Here is a 15,820-nt window from a genome sequence, read left to right on the forward strand (position 1 = left end):
TTGGTCAGGGTTCCTCCATATCCCTGCCAAAAGTCATGGCACTACATCGCCGGGGAAGCATATCCCACACAGGCTGGTCATTCGATTGGAATAATCCATCGATGAACTACCTGTATCATAGAACATTTTTGTGCCCTGTGCCGTATGTCCACAAAGTAGGAATTAGGGGTAAAAATCAGAAATTTCCACGATTGCGGAAAGTGTGATATAATCCAGATAAGCGGCAGCAATGAAACCATTGGAAAGGAGCGTGCGCCCATGAAAGGAGCAACAAGCATACAGGAACGCCTTTGGGAACTCCGCAAGGACAAAGGCTTAAATCTGGAAGAACTATCAAAGCTGACAGGCATTTCCAAATCAGCTCTTGGAAGTTATGAAAAAGAGGATTTTAAGGAAATCAATCATGGCAACCTTATCACGCTGGCAGACTTCTATGGGGTCTCTGTTGATTATCTACTGTGCCGGATAGAGAACAGGGAGCAGATCAACACACCATTGACGGAGTTGCATTTGAATGATGAGATGGTGGCACTGCTGAAAAGCGGTCGGATTAACAACCGTCTGCTCTGTGAGCTTGCTACACATAAAGATTTTATCAAGTTTCTTGCAGACATTGAGATTTATGTGGACGGGATTGCTACCATGCAGATTCAAAACCTCAATGCACTTGTCGATACCGTCCGGCATGAAATCATTGAACGGTATCGCCCAGGCGAAGATGACCCGCATTTGAAAGTGCTGCAAGCCGCCCATATCAGTGATGATGAGTATTTCAGTCACATGGTTCTGGATGACCTCAACCTCATTATCCGGGATATTCGGGAAGCCCACAAAAAGGATAGTGAAAGTGCCCCACAGACCACCGTTGCCGATGAACTGAAAGAAAATCTGGAAGCGGTCGAAAAATTCAAGGGTAGTCGGGATGAAAAGCTGGTCATCCTTTATTGCAAGCAACTCGGTATCAACTATAAAAATCTGTCGGAAGAAGAATTCCGCTGGCTCATTCGGATTCTCAAAAAATCAAAGAAAATGGGAACGCCTATCAGCCAGAGGAAAAAACGGTAAAAAAAACCGCTGTTGCATGGTTGGGGTGCCTTCCATGTAGCAGCGGTTCTTGCTGTGGTTATTATTTCATTCGTTTTCTTAATATCCGGCGATAATTTGTTTCTCCCTTTGGTGCGTCCTGTATAATTTCCAACACACCATCTTCAAGCATTTTATCAATGCGATTAGAAATCCATACATCACTAATTCCAAGTTGATATTTTCCTAAAACATTACCTATAACAATAGCCATTTTGAATTGCTCTGGCTGTTCCGCAATTTCACGAAGAATGAAACTATCATATATATCTTCTGAAACACTTTGCAATTTACCATTTAGCATTGCACGCAAAGGTGCATTTTCATTTTGAAGTTGATTCCATTTCATAGCACAAGCTGAAAGAAATACAGGCTTAGCTTTTTCTTGTAGAGTTATATATTTTCCCCATTCGCCAGGAGAAACCTCACCCCATGCTATTTTGGATGTCATAGTATTTTCTTTTCCATATTCCCAGGCAGGTAACTTAACCAAATAAATTGTTGTCTGACAGTTTAATGGTCGAAGTTGTTTCATAAGCCAGTACATACCGCAAAGTTCATCCGGATTATAGCTATACCAAATACGAACTTCTTCCCCAGCTACATATCGTTCAATAACCGAAGACAATGTAGTTTTAATTTTCTGTATTTTTTCTTCAACCTGATAGTCTAAATCCTCTACAAACCAGACAGACAGCATTTTCTTGAGAACATTTTTCCGCTGTTCGCCAATTCCATTATCAGAAATATCTCCCACACTAAGAGCCATATCAAAACAATAAACATCACTGCTCTTGCCTCCCAATGGAATAGCATTCTCCCAAGCAATATGTTCTTGTTCCTGTGCTTGAATTTGTGCTTCTTTCATTTCATCTGAAGATGGAACTCTCCCATCTTCGTGCCTCATAAAGACCGAAACTGCACTTCCTCTATACTTTCCCTTACCGTAAGTTTGGGCAATTTTCAAACTTCCACAGGCACTTTCACCAAATACAATTTCAATCATCTTATATACCTCCGATTTAATTACTCCCGTATGAATAAATTATATCATGCAAAACAATTTCTTCTGCCCGGTTGTGAATGTTATTACAACGCTGCACCCATTCCATTTGTTGAGTTCGCTTCAATTCCTCTGTCACGCCCTCGGTGGCTTTCATCTGCTCCATGATAGTGTCTAACCGTTCCTGTGCCTGTTCGTTCAGGTCTGCAAGATATGTCCACAATTCTCCGGTCAGTATCAATGTATTCAATCTGGCTGGGTGGACTTCCCTTAAATATTCCCGGTGCATCCGTCCGTACTTTCCGATAGGGCGGTGTTCCTCCGGCAGTTTCAAGTCCGGGATGTAGTAATCTCCGACAAGGATATAATCAATTCCGTTTTCCGTTATTCTTGGTTTCAATTCTCTCATGTTCCTTACCTCCTGTGGAAGCAGGCTCGTCTGGTACTAACTCAATCACATCGGTAATCTCACAATTCAGCGTTTCGCAGATACGGGCTAATGTATCCATGCTGATGTGCTTTCCCTCTTTGCTCATGTTGGCAATCATATTTGTTGTCATACCAGCAGCAAGCCTTAAATCCTCTTTCCTCATATCACGCTCTAACAGTGTGTGCCAGAGTGGTTTATAGCTGATGTGCATATTGTTTTCCTGCCTTTCTATCCATACCACCGGGGCGGCTGCCCCGGCAGGAACTTTTCTATTATTATAGCACCAATCTTGTGAAATCACAATTTATTCTTGTATCCTGCCGCTGATACCGTCTGGATTGGTTTTCCTTTCTTTTTTGTTCCCTTTAATTAGCCATGAACTGTTTTATTCCTTGTGACTTTACTGATGTGCGATAAAGAAGTAATAGGAGTGTAAAAAATTTTGCCGTTCCTATCCGGCACTTGCGCATTGTGTCGGATAGGTCGGGCGGTTATTCGGGCAAGTCCACCTTGCCAACAAAAGAATAATAAATCTCAATGTCCTGTCTGCGGGTCTTGTTCTCGTCATAGCTGCACTCATGCACAACGATTTTCTCTACAAACTCCCACAGCAGAGTAGGGGTAAGTTCTTCAAAGCTGGTATGCCGCCGGACAACATTCATAAACTTTTCTGCGTTCACGGTGGCTTCCTGTGCTTTGGAAAGCTCCGCTTGAATAGCAGCGGCTCTTTCTTTCAGCTCCCGTTGCTCTGCTTCATAGTCTGCCGACAGCTCTGTGAAACGCTCGTCTGATATGCGCCCGGTCACGCTGTCCTCATACAGCCGCTTGAAGATAGCGGATAACTCGGCTATGCGTTTCTCGGAGGCTTCCAGTTCCTTTTTCTTGGCGGCGTTCCTGCGTTTGCCCCCGTCCTCGTTCTGCTCAATCAAGAGTTTCATAAACCGGGCTTCATGCTTTGCCGCATAGCTGGTCACTTTCCGCAGATTGGAGAGTACACCAGCGGTCAAGAGGTCGGTGCGGATAAAGTGCGCCGTACAGTCATGGGTGCGTTTCTTGTAGTTGCCGCAGATATAACAGTCCTGCTTGCGCTTGTCCGTCTGGTATCGCTGCTGATACATCACGCTGCCGCAGTCCGCACAGAACAGTATGCCGGAGAACAAACCCACTTCATCATAGCGGTTGGGGCGTTTGCGCTGTTTGCGAAGCTCCTGCACCCGTTCCCATGTTTGGGTGTCTATGATAGGCTCGTGGTGGTTCTCGAAAATCACTTGCTTTTCCGGGGGATTTTCTACACTGTGCTTGACTTTGTAAGAAAGTTTTTCTGTCTTGAAATTTACCAGACAGCCTGTGTATTCCCGGTTTTCAAGGATATGCACTACGGTATTGGTCGCCCACTTGCACTCATAGCCGGGGTGGTAGCGGCGGGTGCTGCCCGTCCTGCGGTATTCAAGAGTCCCCGGCGTGGGGATCTGCTGCTCTGTGAGCATACGGGCTATCTTGGTCGGACCATTCCCGGCAAGGCAGAGGTTGTATATCTGCTTGACTACGGGTGCAGCTTCCTCGTCAATAATGAAATTTTCGTCCTCGTCCATGAGGTAGCCATACACAGGCTTGCTTGTGATGGGCTTGCCACTCATGCCTTTTGAGCGTTTTACTGCTTTGATTTTCTTGCTCGTATCTCTCACCAGCCATTCGTTAAAGATATTCCGCAGCGGGGCAAAGTCATTGTCGCCCTGTGCGCTGTCCACTCCGTCATTGATAGCGATAAAGCGGACACCTTTCTGTGGGAAAATCATTTCCGTGTACATTCCCACTTGCAGGTAATTTCGCCCTAACCTCGACATATCCTTTACGATAACTGTCCCGACTTTTCCGGCTTCAATGTCCGCAAGCATGGCTTGGAAACCGGGTCTTTGAAAGTTCGCACCAGAATAACCGTCGTCCGTGTACCAGCGCAGATTGGAAAAGCCGTTCTGCTTTGCATAGGTTTCAAGGATACGCTTCTGATTGGAAATGGAATTGCTCTCGCCTTGCAGCTCGTCCTCATGGGAAAGTCTTGGGTAAAGGGCGGTAATTGGTTGTTGGTTGGTCTGTCTTAACATAAAATCCTCCGTTTCCGACAGCCAGCCCCACTATTCCGTACCTTGATTGTACCACATGGGGCGGCTGTCTGTATAGCGGTTTCTGCTTCTTTACCGCCTGTCAAAATGACGATTTTTTACTGTACGGCTTCTCGCTGCAAAAAAGATAGAAAAGTTCATAACTCTGTGATATACTTTACCGTAAATACACATCAGACATTGCAGGAGAGAAAATGAAAACTATATTACTTCATGGATTAGGGCAAACATCATCAAGCTGGAAAAATACGATTAACACTATGGGGAAAAGTGCGGACATTTTATGCCCGAACCTTTTTGATTGGTTTGAAGATAAAGAGGTCTGCTATCAAGTTTTATATCTTGCTTTCTCCGAATACTGTAAGCAATTTTCAGAACCGGTCAATATCTGTGGGCTATCTTTAGGCGGTATTCTCGCATTGCAATATGGGATTGAAAATCCAGATAAAATAAACTCTTTGGCGTTGGTTGCGACACAATATACAATGCCGAAAAAACTCTTGCAATTTCAAAATATGCTCTTTCGGTTTATGCCTAAAAGAACATTTGAAAGCATGGGACTTGGTAAAACGGATTTTATCAATCTGTCAAAATCCATGATAAACTTGGATTTCCAAAAAGAATTGAAGTGTATCAATAGCCCTGTAATGGTTATCTGCGGGGAGAAAGATACAGCAAATAAACAGGCTTCTTTACAGCTTCAATCGCAGTTACCGCAAGCCGAATTATTAGTGATTAAAAATTCTGGACATGAAGTAAACATAGACGCTCCCGAAGATTTGGGGAAAGCACTCTCAGCATTTTTCAACCTATAATTTCTCTGCCAGCGGTCACGCCAAAAGCGTGACCGCTTTTCAGTATCATGTTAAATCGCTGTTTTTTGTGTAGCAGCTTCCGCTTCCAGCACTTTCATCATCTTGTCGGCTGCGGTGTCGGTTGCGCCCTGCTTGAAGAAGCCGGAAACGGTAAGGACGGAGTTGCCCATGCGGATTTCCGTTACACAGTCCGGGCGGCGGTCTGTTTTGGTGGTGCTTGTCTGTTTGGTTTCTGTCATAGGCTCTCCTTTCGCTGCTTCATCAGTTGCTTTAAGCGTTCCAGCTTTTCCTGTGCGGTTTCCTTTCGGAAATTGCTGCCCGTGAAGCGGACGGGGGCGCACATGGAAGTCAGCCTGTCATAGATACGGGCGTGGGGCGTGTCCTGCGGGTGCTGCAATTCCTCCAGCGTGAGGTTGGTCGTGGCGATCAGCGGCTTGCCGCCTCGGTAACGGCTGTCAATCACGCTGTAAACCTGTTCCAGCCCGTATTCTGTCCCTCGCTCCATACCGAAATCATCAAGTATCAGCAGAGGGTAGCTGCAAAGGCGGGAAATATATTCGTTCCTGCCCTCAAAGCTGGCAGCAAGGTCACCCAGTATCGTTGCAAAGTTTGTCATACAGACGGCAACCTCTTTCTCCATAAGGGCGTTGGCGATACAGGCGGCAAGGTAGCTTTTTCCTGTCCCCACGCCGCCCCAGAACAGGTAGCCGATATTTTCAGCCTGCATGGTTTCCCAGCTCTCCACATAAAAGCGGGCGGTTTCGGTCTGTGGGTTTCTGCCGTTGTCATGCTCAAATGTCCAGTTCCGCATAGCAGGGTCGGTAAAGCCCCGGCGTTTCAAGTCCTCCACTTTTTCAAGGTGCTTCTGTCGGCTTTCGGCGGCTTGCTGCTTTTCACGGGCTGCTCGCTGACAGTCGCAGTCTGTTGGGTGGCGGTCATACCCTAACCATTGGGCGGTTTCTTTTGAAAAGTAGGCTTCTTTTGGCGTATGGCACTTGCCACAGTATAAAAGCCCGTCCTCGCCTGTGTAGTCCTCCGCTTCGACGGTAGTGGTTGTAATGTCCGTAATCATAGCTTCAATCTCGTTTTTCATAAGCTCTCGCCCTCCTTACATGAATAATCGGGTATGCCCTGTTTCGGGGCAGCCTTGCCTTTGGCAGCGTCCTCCTGCGCCCACTTGTAAATGGTGGCTGCATGGCTCTGGTACTGCTTCCCGGTGGAAGCGATATGGCAGGAAAGCTGGTCAATATAATACTCCCACTTGTCGGGCAGCTCTGTTTTCAGCCCGGAAAGCTCTGTATCGGTCAGTATCACATTGTTGTATCTGCCATAAGCGGCGGGGGCGGGGTGTCCCGTTTCTCCCTCTCTCTCTTTTTCTATCTCTATCTCTTTCTCTAACTCTATCTCTGGTGGACGAATGTCGGACAAATGTCCGCCTTTTGTCCGGGGCGGTAAAAGTGCCTTGTTTTCCAGCCTTGCAGCCCGTTTCCTCTCGGCTTCGGTAGAGGACTGTCCTATCATCAGCTCAATGTCGGTCATATAAAAAGCCCCACTGTCAAGCTGCTCCACAAGCCCCAACTGCCGGAAAATCTCCAAAGCCCTCTCAACCGTCCCTATCTGGTGGCGGGTCAGTGTCGCTATCATCTGCGCTGTGTAGGGGATATGCTCGTCAAGCTGCAACTTCCCGCCGTTTTTCAGCGATTTTAAGTACAGCTTCAAGAGGATATTGGAATATAAAATCCCGTCTTTCATATCTTCCAGCAGCACAATGGAGTCGCTGTCAAAAAAGTTCTCTTTCAGCTTGAGGTAGTAATACTTGCGGTTATCTGCCATTGTCCCTGTCCTCCTTTTTCCGGCGTTTGGAGTAGTAGCGGGGGCAGAGTATGATAACCGCCCGGAAGCTCTGCTTGCAGCTATGGGTACAGCCCCGGCAGAGGTCGTTGTATGTGATACGGTCGCAGGTGGTATTCCCGACTTTTACTTGCCGCAGGAAAAAAGACCATTCCAGCCGCCGTTTCTTGCTCATTCTTGGCATGGGTGCGCTCCTTTCTGCCGTTTCCGCTGGTGTGGCGGTATCGGCGGTAATTCTGTATCATCTCGGTATCATTTTCGGGGTTTTTCTGCCCTATAAGCCCGTTAAAAAATCCTTTGGTATTTGCGGATAGGGTACGGGGCAGCCCCCTTGTTCTGTATAGGTTCGGGTACATTTTGGGGCGGTTTTTATCGTTCCTGTTCCTGCCTTTTCACAGGCTTGCGCTCCCGGTGTAAAATCTGGTCGATATTGCCCTTGACAGTCTGTAAGCGGCGGTATTCCTCCCGTTTTGCCCGGTAATCGTTGTAGCCGCTGTTTTTCTCTTGGATAAGGGTTTCAATCTCTGCTTGCAGGGCTTTATAGCTCGGCAGCTTGGAAATGCCGTTCTCCCTGAAATAGCGGGCGGCTGCGTCTGCTATGATAAAGTCGCTTTCGTACTTCTGACGGTAGGCTGCTTTTGCTTTTGCGTTTTTCTGCTGTTTCAGCCCGTCCCGGACAGGGCGGGTCTTGGAATAGGCAAGCACCTGTCGTTGCAGCTCCTTTTTCCCGTTCAGCGTCTTTTCCACCTGCTTCAGCTCTGCAAGGCTTTCCTGCATGGCGGCATAGGCGGCAGAACAGGCTTCGTCCAGTTCCTCCGGGGAAGAAAAGCCGTACTGCTGGTAGGCAGTAACGGTAGCCGCCATCTGCTTTAGGTTGTGCTTTGCCGCCCAGCGGTCATAACCCACGCCCTTGCCCTCGGCTCGCTTGGCTTCCCGGTCAACCATGCGCTGCAAGATGTTGTCTGCCGGGGTGGTTTTTGCGGCTTTTTCCTCCTGCAAGCGTCCCTTTTGGGTGTGTGGGTATTCCGGTATGGCTTTGGTCTGTTCGGCGGCTCTGTGGGCGTTCTGTGTAAGCAGGGCAAGGACAGCAGCCTTGTCAAAATCGTCCCCCAGCTTCCGGGCTGTGATAGGCTTCGTCCTGTCCGGCGTGAGGTAGGAAAGCCGCCCCCGGCTCTCCTTGACGGTCACACCCTCCTGCAGCAAAAGGGAAGAAAACTCGTCAAAACTGGCAGCTTGGGAAAGTGCCTGCCGTATCGTCCGGCGCAGCTTCGCCTTGTCCGTTTCAAACTTGGTGGGCTTGGTCGGCTGTCCTGCGGCTTCTCTGGCGGCGTTCTCTTTATCAAGGGCAAGCTGCCCTTTCTTTGCCGCCCAGTATTCCCGTTCCGTTATCCGTTCCTTGCTGCCGCTTAGGAGGTCGATTTGGTAAAGCCCCTCCCGGTGGCACATCTTCATGACTTCACTCTTGAAATATTCCATAGCGGCGTTGGTACAGCGGTGCTTGCAGCCCTCCCGTGTGTCGGCTGGTCTGTCCATGTAGGGCAGAAGCGGGACTTCATAAATCCGCAGGGAGTTGATGACGATATGCACATGGATATTGCCGCTGTGGTTATGCCCGTCCGGGTGGGTGCATACAAGGGCTTGGTGTCCGGGAAAATGCTCTTTACAGAACTGCTCGCCCAGTTCCTGCGCCCGGTCTACGGTCAAGCCGTTGTCTGTCCCGTCCCGTGGGTCAAAGCTGATGATATAGTGGTGGCTTTTCACATCTTCTCGTTTTTGGTTTTTCTCATAGCGGAGATTGGCTCGCATACAGGCAACGGCGAAATCCTCGCCCCCGCAGTTAAGGGAAGAAATGCGGTAATCCTTCCTCGGTATCAGCCGCCCGTTTTCATCAAGGGTGGGCTTCATGGTAAACTCGTCATGCTCAAATGTGAGATAGGCTTCCGCTGCGCCATAGTCGGCATTTTTAGAGCTGATATGTTTGAATGTTGCCAACAGCGTCACCCACTTTCTGCAAGACTTCAAACTTTAGGGCAGCAAGGTCGGAAACCGCCGCCCGTACCTCCCCGGCAAGCTGCGGGTAGGGGCTGTGCCACTCGTTCAGCGTTCGGGCTATCTGGTTTAAGTTGCCGCCGATCCTGCCGTATTCGGCGGTCAGCTTCCCGACAGCGGCAAGCAGCTCGTCATTGACGGGGGAAACGGTTATGATGGGGCGTATGGCTGCCCCGGTTATGGCTTGCCGGATAAACTCGGCTTGGCTCATGTTGCAGGCAGAAAGCCTTTCCGCAAACTCGGCGTATTCTTCCTCGGTCATGCGTGTCTTAATTACCCGGCTGCGGTGCGGCGTGTTATATCGTTTTCGCATGGTAAAACCTCCTTTCTGTGTGTGGTGTCCTCTCACTAATAGGAGAAAAACGGGGTGTGAAGCGGAACTGTTTTTGAAAAATCCGAAAAAATATTTTGAGGGATTTTTAAGCGGCGCAAGCCGCATAAGCAGGGTTTGGGGAAGGCACTCCCCAACAAGATTCCCGCAGGGGCAAAATGAGCGAAAAGCGAATTTTGGTACTGCGGTAGAATCTTGCTCTAAAAAATTGCCACTTCGCCCCTCCAACCATTACTACAATTTGAAAAGGGCGTTTTGGCTTGTTTTCATAAATAAAGCGAATGAAATTTTTCGGTCTGCCCGCTGTTCATCACTAAAACGGTAGCGGTGTTTCTTTTGGCAAAGACACGGCTGCATTTTTCGTAAATCTCCCCTTAATCCCTACTACACCGGAACAGGCACTTTTGCCAAATGGAACGGAAAGATTTTTTGAAAAAGGGCGTAAAAAAAGCAGCAAATCTTTTCAGACTTACTGCTTGTATGCCGCTGTGATGGGCGGTGGGTTATTCAGTTGTCACGGTCAAAGCGGAATTTGAACAGGCTTTCTATCAGTTTTTGAATGATATGCTCCTGCATTTCCACATTGATATGACCGTCCATTTTGGAACAGGCTCGGATATATCCAGCATAGTGGGATAGCACGGCTGCAACGGCTTCCGGGTCACCCTCGCTTGCCTTTACTATTGTTTCATAGGGAAGTAGCTGGCTCATGGTGTAAGCCCTCCAACTCTGCCTGCAATCTCTGTAAAATTATCTGTATGTGCCTCCCAGTGGTGCTGTGTGTCCGTCCGTACCGCTTGCCGATTTCCTTATGGGTCATACGCTCAAAGTAGTACAGATAAATGATTTCCTGTTCCATTTCCGATAGAGAGGACAGGGCTGCGGCAAGGTGCGGACTTTTCAACAGGACAGTTTGACCGCAAGCCGTAAATGGATATTCCATGCTTGTCGGCACTTCTGCAAAGTATTCATCTGTTGTACTGAACGGATAATGCTTTTCGTCCATGAGGTAGTCAAGGGAGATTTCCTTGCCTCGGCGGCTTCGTATACTCTGTGCTGCGTCTATGGCAGCGTGGCGAATAACAATCATACAAAAGGCATTGTGAGTGTGCCGGATATGCTCTTGATATTTTTCGTGTTCGGTCATGGAAAATACCCCCTTTCTGAATAGTGACAGAGGGCGGCAGCCTTTTAAGCTGTCGCCCTCTTGATTGCCGAACAGCAAAGACGGGCGGGGCTGTCAACGGCGGGCGCAGCCCGTTCATCTTACCGTTGACTGGCTCTGCTGGTTTTGCTACAAATTCTATCTCTTTATGATTTGTCGGAAAAACTCCTTACCCAAACAAAAACTACAATCGCGGTTGCAATGAGTAATTCTGCAAGAATTACAGAAGCATTCCATATTTCAAAATAGAAATGCCCAATGAAATAGACTGCAAAAAAAATCAAATAAATTCCAATCGAATACATAATATTTTTGGAAATTTGAGTGCGTTTCTGTTCCCTAACTAACATCTGTTTCTGTTGTTGTTCCAGAATTTCTGTTTTAACCGATAATTCATCTATCTCTGATGGTTTTAACAGATAATCCACGGTAACATCGAATACTTTGCTTAGTTCAACAATCTTTTCTACTTCGGGTATGACCTGCCCACTTTCCCATTTTGAAATAGACTGTCTTGAAACATTAATCTGCTCAGCCAGTTGTTCCTGTGTTAATTCTCTACTTTTGCGTAGTGCTATAAGTTTTTCTGCGAACTCCATATGTGTTCCTCCTTTTGATTTTGTGTATAAATCTTATCAAAATACTCATTTGCACTCTAGCAAGTAAGCTATACAATTACATGACAAACGGTGGAGTTTAAGTGCTTTCTTGTATATCTTGATTGTCATTCTACTTTATATGCCTATTTTAGCATAGAAAAAACGTTTTCTCTATTACTCCATTATTTTACGGAATAGTGGGCTGTCTTTCTTTATTTTAGTTGTGTTACTTTATCACACATGAGCATTTATGCAGGAGCTGTAAAGTCCTGCGGATTTGATACCCGGTCGTACTCCGGCAGCGTCCGTACATTTCCCCGATTTCCTGCTGTGTGTAATGCCCCAAAAAGTAAAGGTAGATGATTTCCCTCTTTTTCTCCGGCAGAGAGGACAAAGCGGCTGCAAGATTCCCGTTTGTGAGGATAACCCTCTGACCACACATCATAACCGGGTATTGCTTGTAGGGGTCTATGAAATAGGTGTCTGACGTACAGAATGGATAAAACTTTTCTTCTGTAAGGTATTCAAAAGATATTTCCCTTTGCCGCCGCTTATCCCTGTCACGCCATGCGTTGATAGCTGCATAGTGTATGACAACTCTGCAAAAGGCATCAAAGGTGTACTCGATATGCTCCTTATATGCTTCTGTGCAAGGCATAAATAGTTCCCCCTTTCTCCCACATAATACGGCGTATGGTTTATAAGACACTTGTTATTTCAAGGTTTCTACTGTGAATGAAGCAGAATTGCCCGAATTATTATCCCGTAAAAGTTTTTGTGCTTCCGCTTCGGAAATTTCCTTAATCTCCATAACTCCATTTTCACTATTTTCAGCAATGGAAAGATATATACTGCCACTGTTATTAAAATAGATGATGGGTTTTTTAGTATCAATGAATATACCAATTATCTGGTCGTTGTAGTACCAATACCCATCTTTTGGGTGATAAACTATGCCATAGGATTCATAATCTTGGAGCGTATTCATGTTTTCTGTCTTATCTCCAGATTCCATGCTGTAAGATTCATGATTTCTAATCATATCTCCATTTTCTGTAGAAGTGCCAGCGGGCATTGATTTAAGTCCTGAATTTTCATACTTTTCTGTATGCCTGTCATAAACTTCTTTTGTGCATTCCCGAATACCAATAAGTTTATCGTTTGTATCCCGTTCCGCTTCAATATCTACTGTTCCCGTAAAGAAATTGGTAAAACTTGCGCCGCCCACTGGGTCATTAAAAAATCGGACAACATTTCCCTTGTAAGTGTAGCACTTGCTATTCTTATCATAAATCAATCCATATTCTTCATATATCCCATAGTCAATATTACCGCCGGGCAGTTCTGCCGCCGTATCGTAATCTGAAGCATTCTCGGAAGCATGTATTGGTTTGTACTCCTGTTCTTCAAAAATTGGATTATTATTAGCTTGGGCGGAAGTTGCAAATGCTGTAGCTACCCCGACAACAATCAGACACGCCAGTACCAGCGAAAAAATAGTTGTTTTTTTTGTTTTCATAATAGCAGTTATCCTTTCTTCGATAGCATTTTTACTAAAGCTGTTACAAAATGGCAATAGCCCACTTTTCGTTGCTTCCATGTTGATAAGCATTAGCGAATAGGCAGATTTTGATTTTTCTCCAAATTGTCGTATGACGCTTTCATCACAAGCCAGTTCTATATCACGGTTAAAAAGAATATACATCACCCACACAAAGGGGTTGAACCAATGAATACAAAGGGCAAGTGTCGCAATCAGCTTTGTTACAGTATCATAGCGATAAATATGCACATATTCATGTGAGAGGACATATTGCAGTTGTTTTTCATTTTTCCAGTCCATTTTTTTCGGCACCAAAATAACAGGACGGAAAATGCCATAAGTTAATGGGGCGGAAATCCTATCAGATTGCTTTACCAAAATTGGACGTTTCAATGGGCGTTCCGCCAGCCACTTTTCTACATAATGGTTGTGGACGGGTAAAGCTGTCCGAAATTCAATCAGACAACGCAAATAGGATATTACAAAAAACAATGCGATAAGTATTATTCCTGCACACCATACAATAAACCACATGGAAACAGATGATAAAATATTCTCTGGCGGCTGTTCTGCTCCCTGTGTCGTAACAAACAGCCCTTGCATAGTGGGAATGTTGTAATCTGTTCCAGCTTCCGGCAATGTTGTAGAAGATATGCTATGAGTTACCAACGTATAAACACTAAACATTGACGGAATCGAAAACGGGATAAGCAGTCTTAATATCACCAATTCCCATAAAACAAGAAAAGTCTTTTTCGGCAGTTTATTGATTGCCACCGCACGGATAATCACTACCGCAGTAATGAAAGCAGCCCCCGAAAAGCTCATTTGCAGTAAATTCATTTACACCACCTCATTCCAAATCTTCCACAATCTGCTTGAGCTTCTGAATCTGTTCAGCGGAAAGCTTTTTTCTGCCTAACAGGGCTGCAAACAGTTTGTCAACTGAACCGTCATAAATCTTGTCAACCAATTCTTTTGTTTCCGCTTCCTGTACTTCTTCTTTGGGAATAAGGGCATGGCACATGAAATTAGGCTCGGAACGTTCAATCGCCCCTTTTTTGATACACCTTTTTATCAGTGTGTAGGTAGTATTCATGTTCCAGCCAATTTCTTTTTTCAGAACGTCGGATATGTGTTTTGCAGTGGTGTCGCCCTCGTTCCAAAGCACACACATTACTTTCAATTCTGAATCGAAAAGTTTAATATCCATTTGTTTCCTCCTTTCCACAAGACCGCAGTAGTTTCTGCTTGATTACACATTACACCTTTCTTAATCGGTTGTCAACACTACCGCAGTAGTGTTAAGAAAAAATTCATAATTTATTTTCTTGAATAGATAATGAAATGAGAGGGCTTCCGCAGCAGTCGGCACTGTGCGTAATGTGCATAACTTGCTATCTTATGGAGTTGTGGGAAAGTCCGTTTGCAGAATGTGGGAAAGCTGCTCTTTAGCTTTTCCATGTTCTGTGAACGGACTTTTCCATAACGGAATAGCAAGTTATACACATTTCCATGGTGCTTGTCGTTTGCTCTTTGGTTCGGAATAGTGTGGTGCTGGCGGTCTATCTCTTGTTTTCGGTTGTTTGCTTCTTTACTGTACATGAGCATTTGCACCCGGATTGTCCGTTCCATATCCTTCCAGCAGATTGATCACTCCCCAGGCTGCAAGTCCGGCTCCGATCGCACAAACCAATGTTTTTAAGGTCGTAATTGCCGTTGTAAAAAATGCCATAAGTGTACCTTTGGAAAACTTACATTTTCCAGTCCTTTCTTAGATTTTTTCCAGAAAGGGAAGAAAACACTATATAAACCCTGCCTTTTGTGCTACACTAAGCATAGGATTTTCTACTTGGAAAATTCCTCACACGTACAGTCGGTATATTCATTTTCGTCGATGGATACCGACTGTTCCTTTTTTCCAAATTATTCATGATTTCCTCCCATGATCCACTTCCCGACAATTTGTCGAGAAGTTACATCTGATACAGTTCCACTTCATCCTCTGGTTTCAGTATCAGATTAGTACTCAGATATTTTTCAATATCAAAGGTATTCTTTTTGTCATAATCGGACAGATATTTGTAATTTTTATGTTTGCAAATATCGTATTTATTTGAGAAAAATGGTCTGACACCTCTCACCTGCAGAATACATTTTCCTCCGTCCATAACTGCTATTTCATCCTGACTCATCAACTCCTTTCCTGTTTTCTGGTAGTTCATTCCATAAGACCGCTGACTGCCTCTCGTATCCGATGTGTTATACAGATCTATGGTTTCTTTTCCCAAAATCTCCGCTATTTCCTTTAATGTCGTTTTTTCCTTTCCCCCCAGGAATAAGGTCGTATCACAGTTCCCTTCGATGGTATCGGCATTATCCTTATAAATTGCCTTAAGCTGAGACTTTGACTGCAAAATAATAGAAGCTGAGATTTCCCGGCTTCTAATCGTAGCAATTAATTTTTCAAATTTAGGAATTTGTCCGATGTTCGCAAACTCGTCAAGGAGACACCTCACATGAATTGGAAGTCTGCCTCCATATACATCATCAGCTCTGTCACAGAGCAGATTAAAAAGCTGTGTGTACATAATAGAAACAATAAAATTAAAGGTATCATCGGTATCTGAAATAATGACAAACAATGCAGTTTTCCTGTCACCAACCAGATCCAATTCTAGCTCGTCATAACTCATAAGCTCCCGCAGTTCCGCAATATCAAAGGGTGCGAGTCTTGCACCACAACTGATTAGAATAGATTTTGCTGTCTTACCAGAGACAAATTGTCAAGGACTTTTTCATCAAATTCACAAAAAATCCACAAAAAAGGT

Annotated in this window: 18 protein-coding genes and 2 pseudogenes; 2 read left to right on the forward strand and 18 right to left on the reverse strand. The window is 45.4% G+C overall.

All coding sequences use genetic code 11. The features are described from left to right. The first annotated feature begins 258 nt into the window (after positions 1 to 258). Complete coding sequence (locus DWX61_RS18215; protein ID WP_118626643.1) at positions 259 to 1,065, forward strand: helix-turn-helix domain-containing protein; 807 nt, start codon at positions 259 to 261, stop codon at positions 1,063 to 1,065. A 61-nt stretch (positions 1,066 to 1,126) separates the two neighbouring features. On the opposite strand, the gene DWX61_RS18220 is transcribed toward DWX61_RS18215, so the two are convergent. From DWX61_RS18220 to DWX61_RS18235, 4 genes are all read right to left on the reverse strand, one after another. Then, positions 1,127 to 2,089 carry a DUF3658 domain-containing protein gene (locus DWX61_RS18220; RefSeq protein WP_118626645.1) on the reverse strand — a complete coding sequence of 321 codons (963 nt, stop codon included), beginning with the start codon at positions 2,087 to 2,089 and terminating at the stop codon, positions 1,127 to 1,129. A 16-nt stretch (positions 2,090 to 2,105) separates the two neighbouring features. After that, positions 2,106 to 2,495, reverse strand: a complete 390-nt coding sequence (locus DWX61_RS18225) for a TnpV protein (protein ID WP_009296082.1) — start codon at positions 2,493 to 2,495, stop codon at positions 2,106 to 2,108. Continuing rightward, entirely contained in the window at positions 2,455 to 2,817 is a 363-nt protein-coding gene (locus tag DWX61_RS18230; protein ID WP_502696312.1) for a helix-turn-helix domain-containing protein, read from the reverse strand. Before DWX61_RS18230 ends, DWX61_RS18225 begins: the two co-directional genes overlap by 41 nt. Positions 2,818 to 3,007: 190 nt before the next feature. Further along, complete coding sequence (locus tag DWX61_RS18235) at positions 3,008 to 4,618, reverse strand: recombinase family protein (RefSeq protein ID WP_118626647.1); 1,611 nt, start codon at positions 4,616 to 4,618, stop codon at positions 3,008 to 3,010. Positions 4,619 to 4,830: 212 nt separating this feature from the next. Here DWX61_RS18235 and DWX61_RS18240 point away from each other — a divergent pair, with 212 nt between their 5' ends. Beyond that, positions 4,831 to 5,451: an alpha/beta fold hydrolase gene (locus tag DWX61_RS18240; protein WP_102759324.1), complete on the forward strand. Its 621-nt coding sequence runs from the start codon at positions 4,831 to 4,833 to the stop codon at positions 5,449 to 5,451. A gap of 50 nt (positions 5,452 to 5,501) precedes the next feature. Here the strand turns inward: DWX61_RS18240 and DWX61_RS18245 are convergent, their stop codons facing one another. The 14 genes and pseudogenes from DWX61_RS18245 to DWX61_RS18315 all read right to left on the reverse strand — a co-directional run. Next, entirely contained in the window at positions 5,502 to 5,690 is a 189-nt protein-coding gene (locus DWX61_RS18245; protein ID WP_002569233.1) for a transposon-encoded TnpW family protein, read from the reverse strand. Further along, positions 5,687 to 6,544 carry an ATP-binding protein gene (locus DWX61_RS18250; protein WP_102759325.1) on the reverse strand — a complete coding sequence of 286 codons (858 nt, stop codon included), beginning with the start codon at positions 6,542 to 6,544 and terminating at the stop codon, positions 5,687 to 5,689. The genes DWX61_RS18245 and DWX61_RS18250 overlap by 4 nt, the downstream gene beginning before the upstream one ends. Next, on the reverse strand, positions 6,541 to 7,284 hold the full coding sequence (locus tag DWX61_RS18255) for a phage replisome organizer N-terminal domain-containing protein (RefSeq protein WP_102759326.1): 744 nt from the start codon (positions 7,282 to 7,284) through the stop codon (positions 6,541 to 6,543). The genes DWX61_RS18250 and DWX61_RS18255 overlap by 4 nt, the downstream gene beginning before the upstream one ends. Further along, entirely contained in the window at positions 7,274 to 7,486 is a 213-nt protein-coding gene (locus DWX61_RS18260; protein ID WP_005927784.1) for a hypothetical protein, read from the reverse strand. Before DWX61_RS18260 ends, DWX61_RS18255 begins: the two co-directional genes overlap by 11 nt. A gap of 185 nt (positions 7,487 to 7,671) precedes the next feature. Then, a complete protein-coding gene (locus tag DWX61_RS18270; protein ID WP_117739289.1) occupies positions 7,672 to 9,294 on the reverse strand; it encodes a relaxase/mobilization nuclease domain-containing protein in 1,623 nt (540 codons plus the stop codon). Then, positions 9,266 to 9,664 (reverse strand): plasmid mobilization protein, encoded by a 399-nt coding sequence (locus DWX61_RS18275; RefSeq protein WP_102759327.1) that lies wholly within the window; start codon positions 9,662 to 9,664, stop codon positions 9,266 to 9,268. The genes DWX61_RS18270 and DWX61_RS18275 overlap by 29 nt, the downstream gene beginning before the upstream one ends. Positions 9,665 to 10,189: 525 nt before the next feature. Beyond that, positions 10,190 to 10,393: a helix-turn-helix domain-containing protein gene (locus tag DWX61_RS18280; protein ID WP_117457836.1), complete on the reverse strand. Its 204-nt coding sequence runs from the start codon at positions 10,391 to 10,393 to the stop codon at positions 10,190 to 10,192. Continuing rightward, the gene (locus tag DWX61_RS18285; protein WP_118512300.1) at positions 10,371 to 10,829 is read right to left on the reverse strand and encodes an RNA polymerase sigma factor; all 459 of its coding nucleotides are present in this window, start codon (positions 10,827 to 10,829) and stop codon (positions 10,371 to 10,373) included. The genes DWX61_RS18280 and DWX61_RS18285 overlap by 23 nt, the downstream gene beginning before the upstream one ends. Positions 10,830 to 10,993: 164 nt before the next feature. Beyond that, a complete protein-coding gene (locus DWX61_RS18290) occupies positions 10,994 to 11,446 on the reverse strand; it encodes a helix-turn-helix domain-containing protein (protein WP_117846029.1) in 453 nt (150 codons plus the stop codon). A 226-nt stretch (positions 11,447 to 11,672) separates the two neighbouring features. Continuing rightward, complete coding sequence (locus DWX61_RS18295) at positions 11,673 to 12,104, reverse strand: RNA polymerase sigma factor (protein WP_117846027.1); 432 nt, start codon at positions 12,102 to 12,104, stop codon at positions 11,673 to 11,675. A 54-nt stretch (positions 12,105 to 12,158) separates the two neighbouring features. Further along, positions 12,159 to 13,832 carry a M56 family metallopeptidase gene (locus DWX61_RS18300; RefSeq protein ID WP_020993729.1) on the reverse strand — a complete coding sequence of 558 codons (1,674 nt, stop codon included), beginning with the start codon at positions 13,830 to 13,832 and terminating at the stop codon, positions 12,159 to 12,161. A 10-nt stretch (positions 13,833 to 13,842) separates the two neighbouring features. Then, entirely contained in the window at positions 13,843 to 14,202 is a 360-nt protein-coding gene (locus DWX61_RS18305) for a BlaI/MecI/CopY family transcriptional regulator (RefSeq protein ID WP_008704785.1), read from the reverse strand. Positions 14,203 to 14,595: 393 nt separating this feature from the next. Continuing rightward, positions 14,596 to 14,724, reverse strand: a pseudogene (locus DWX61_RS18310) (Maff2 family mobile element protein); the annotation flags it as partial. 241 nt (positions 14,725 to 14,965) lie between these two features. Continuing rightward, positions 14,966 to 15,775, reverse strand: a pseudogene (locus tag DWX61_RS18315) (VirD4-like conjugal transfer protein, CD1115 family); the annotation flags it as partial. Between the last annotated feature and the right edge of the window lie 45 nt (positions 15,776 to 15,820).

It is taken from the genome of Ruminococcus sp. AF20-12LB (assembly GCF_003478985.1).
Lineage (GTDB): Bacteria > Bacillota > Clostridia > Lachnospirales > Lachnospiraceae > Blautia_A.

Bases quoted from the DNA above. Each gene is read 5' to 3' on its own strand.
- DWX61_RS18215 (WP_118626643.1), top strand. From the start codon at position 259: ATGAAAGGAGCAACAAGCATACAGGAACGCCTTTGGGAACTCCGCAAG.
- DWX61_RS18220 (WP_118626645.1), bottom strand. From the start codon at position 2,089: ATGATTGAAATTGTATTTGGTGAAAGTGCCTGTGGAAGTTTGAAAATT.
- DWX61_RS18225 (WP_009296082.1), bottom strand. From the start codon at position 2,495: ATGAGAGAATTGAAACCAAGAATAACGGAAAACGGAATTGATTATATC.
- DWX61_RS18235 (WP_118626647.1), bottom strand. From the start codon at position 4,618: ATGTTAAGACAGACCAACCAACAACCAATTACCGCCCTTTACCCAAGA.
- DWX61_RS18240 (WP_102759324.1), top strand. From the start codon at position 4,831: ATGAAAACTATATTACTTCATGGATTAGGGCAAACATCATCAAGCTGG.
- DWX61_RS18245 (WP_002569233.1), bottom strand. From the start codon at position 5,690: ATGACAGAAACCAAACAGACAAGCACCACCAAAACAGACCGCCGCCCG.
- DWX61_RS18250 (WP_102759325.1), bottom strand. From the start codon at position 6,544: ATGAAAAACGAGATTGAAGCTATGATTACGGACATTACAACCACTACC.
- DWX61_RS18255 (WP_102759326.1), bottom strand. From the start codon at position 7,284: ATGGCAGATAACCGCAAGTATTACTACCTCAAGCTGAAAGAGAACTTT.
- DWX61_RS18260 (WP_005927784.1), bottom strand. From the start codon at position 7,486: ATGCCAAGAATGAGCAAGAAACGGCGGCTGGAATGGTCTTTTTTCCTG.
- DWX61_RS18275 (WP_102759327.1), bottom strand. From the start codon at position 9,664: ATGCGAAAACGATATAACACGCCGCACCGCAGCCGGGTAATTAAGACA.
- DWX61_RS18280 (WP_117457836.1), bottom strand. From the start codon at position 10,393: ATGAGCCAGCTACTTCCCTATGAAACAATAGTAAAGGCAAGCGAGGGT.
- DWX61_RS18285 (WP_118512300.1), bottom strand. From the start codon at position 10,829: ATGACCGAACACGAAAAATATCAAGAGCATATCCGGCACACTCACAAT.
- DWX61_RS18290 (WP_117846029.1), bottom strand. From the start codon at position 11,446: ATGGAGTTCGCAGAAAAACTTATAGCACTACGCAAAAGTAGAGAATTA.
- DWX61_RS18295 (WP_117846027.1), bottom strand. From the start codon at position 12,104: ATGCCTTGCACAGAAGCATATAAGGAGCATATCGAGTACACCTTTGAT.
- DWX61_RS18300 (WP_020993729.1), bottom strand. From the start codon at position 13,832: ATGAATTTACTGCAAATGAGCTTTTCGGGGGCTGCTTTCATTACTGCG.
- DWX61_RS18305 (WP_008704785.1), bottom strand. From the start codon at position 14,202: ATGGATATTAAACTTTTCGATTCAGAATTGAAAGTAATGTGTGTGCTT.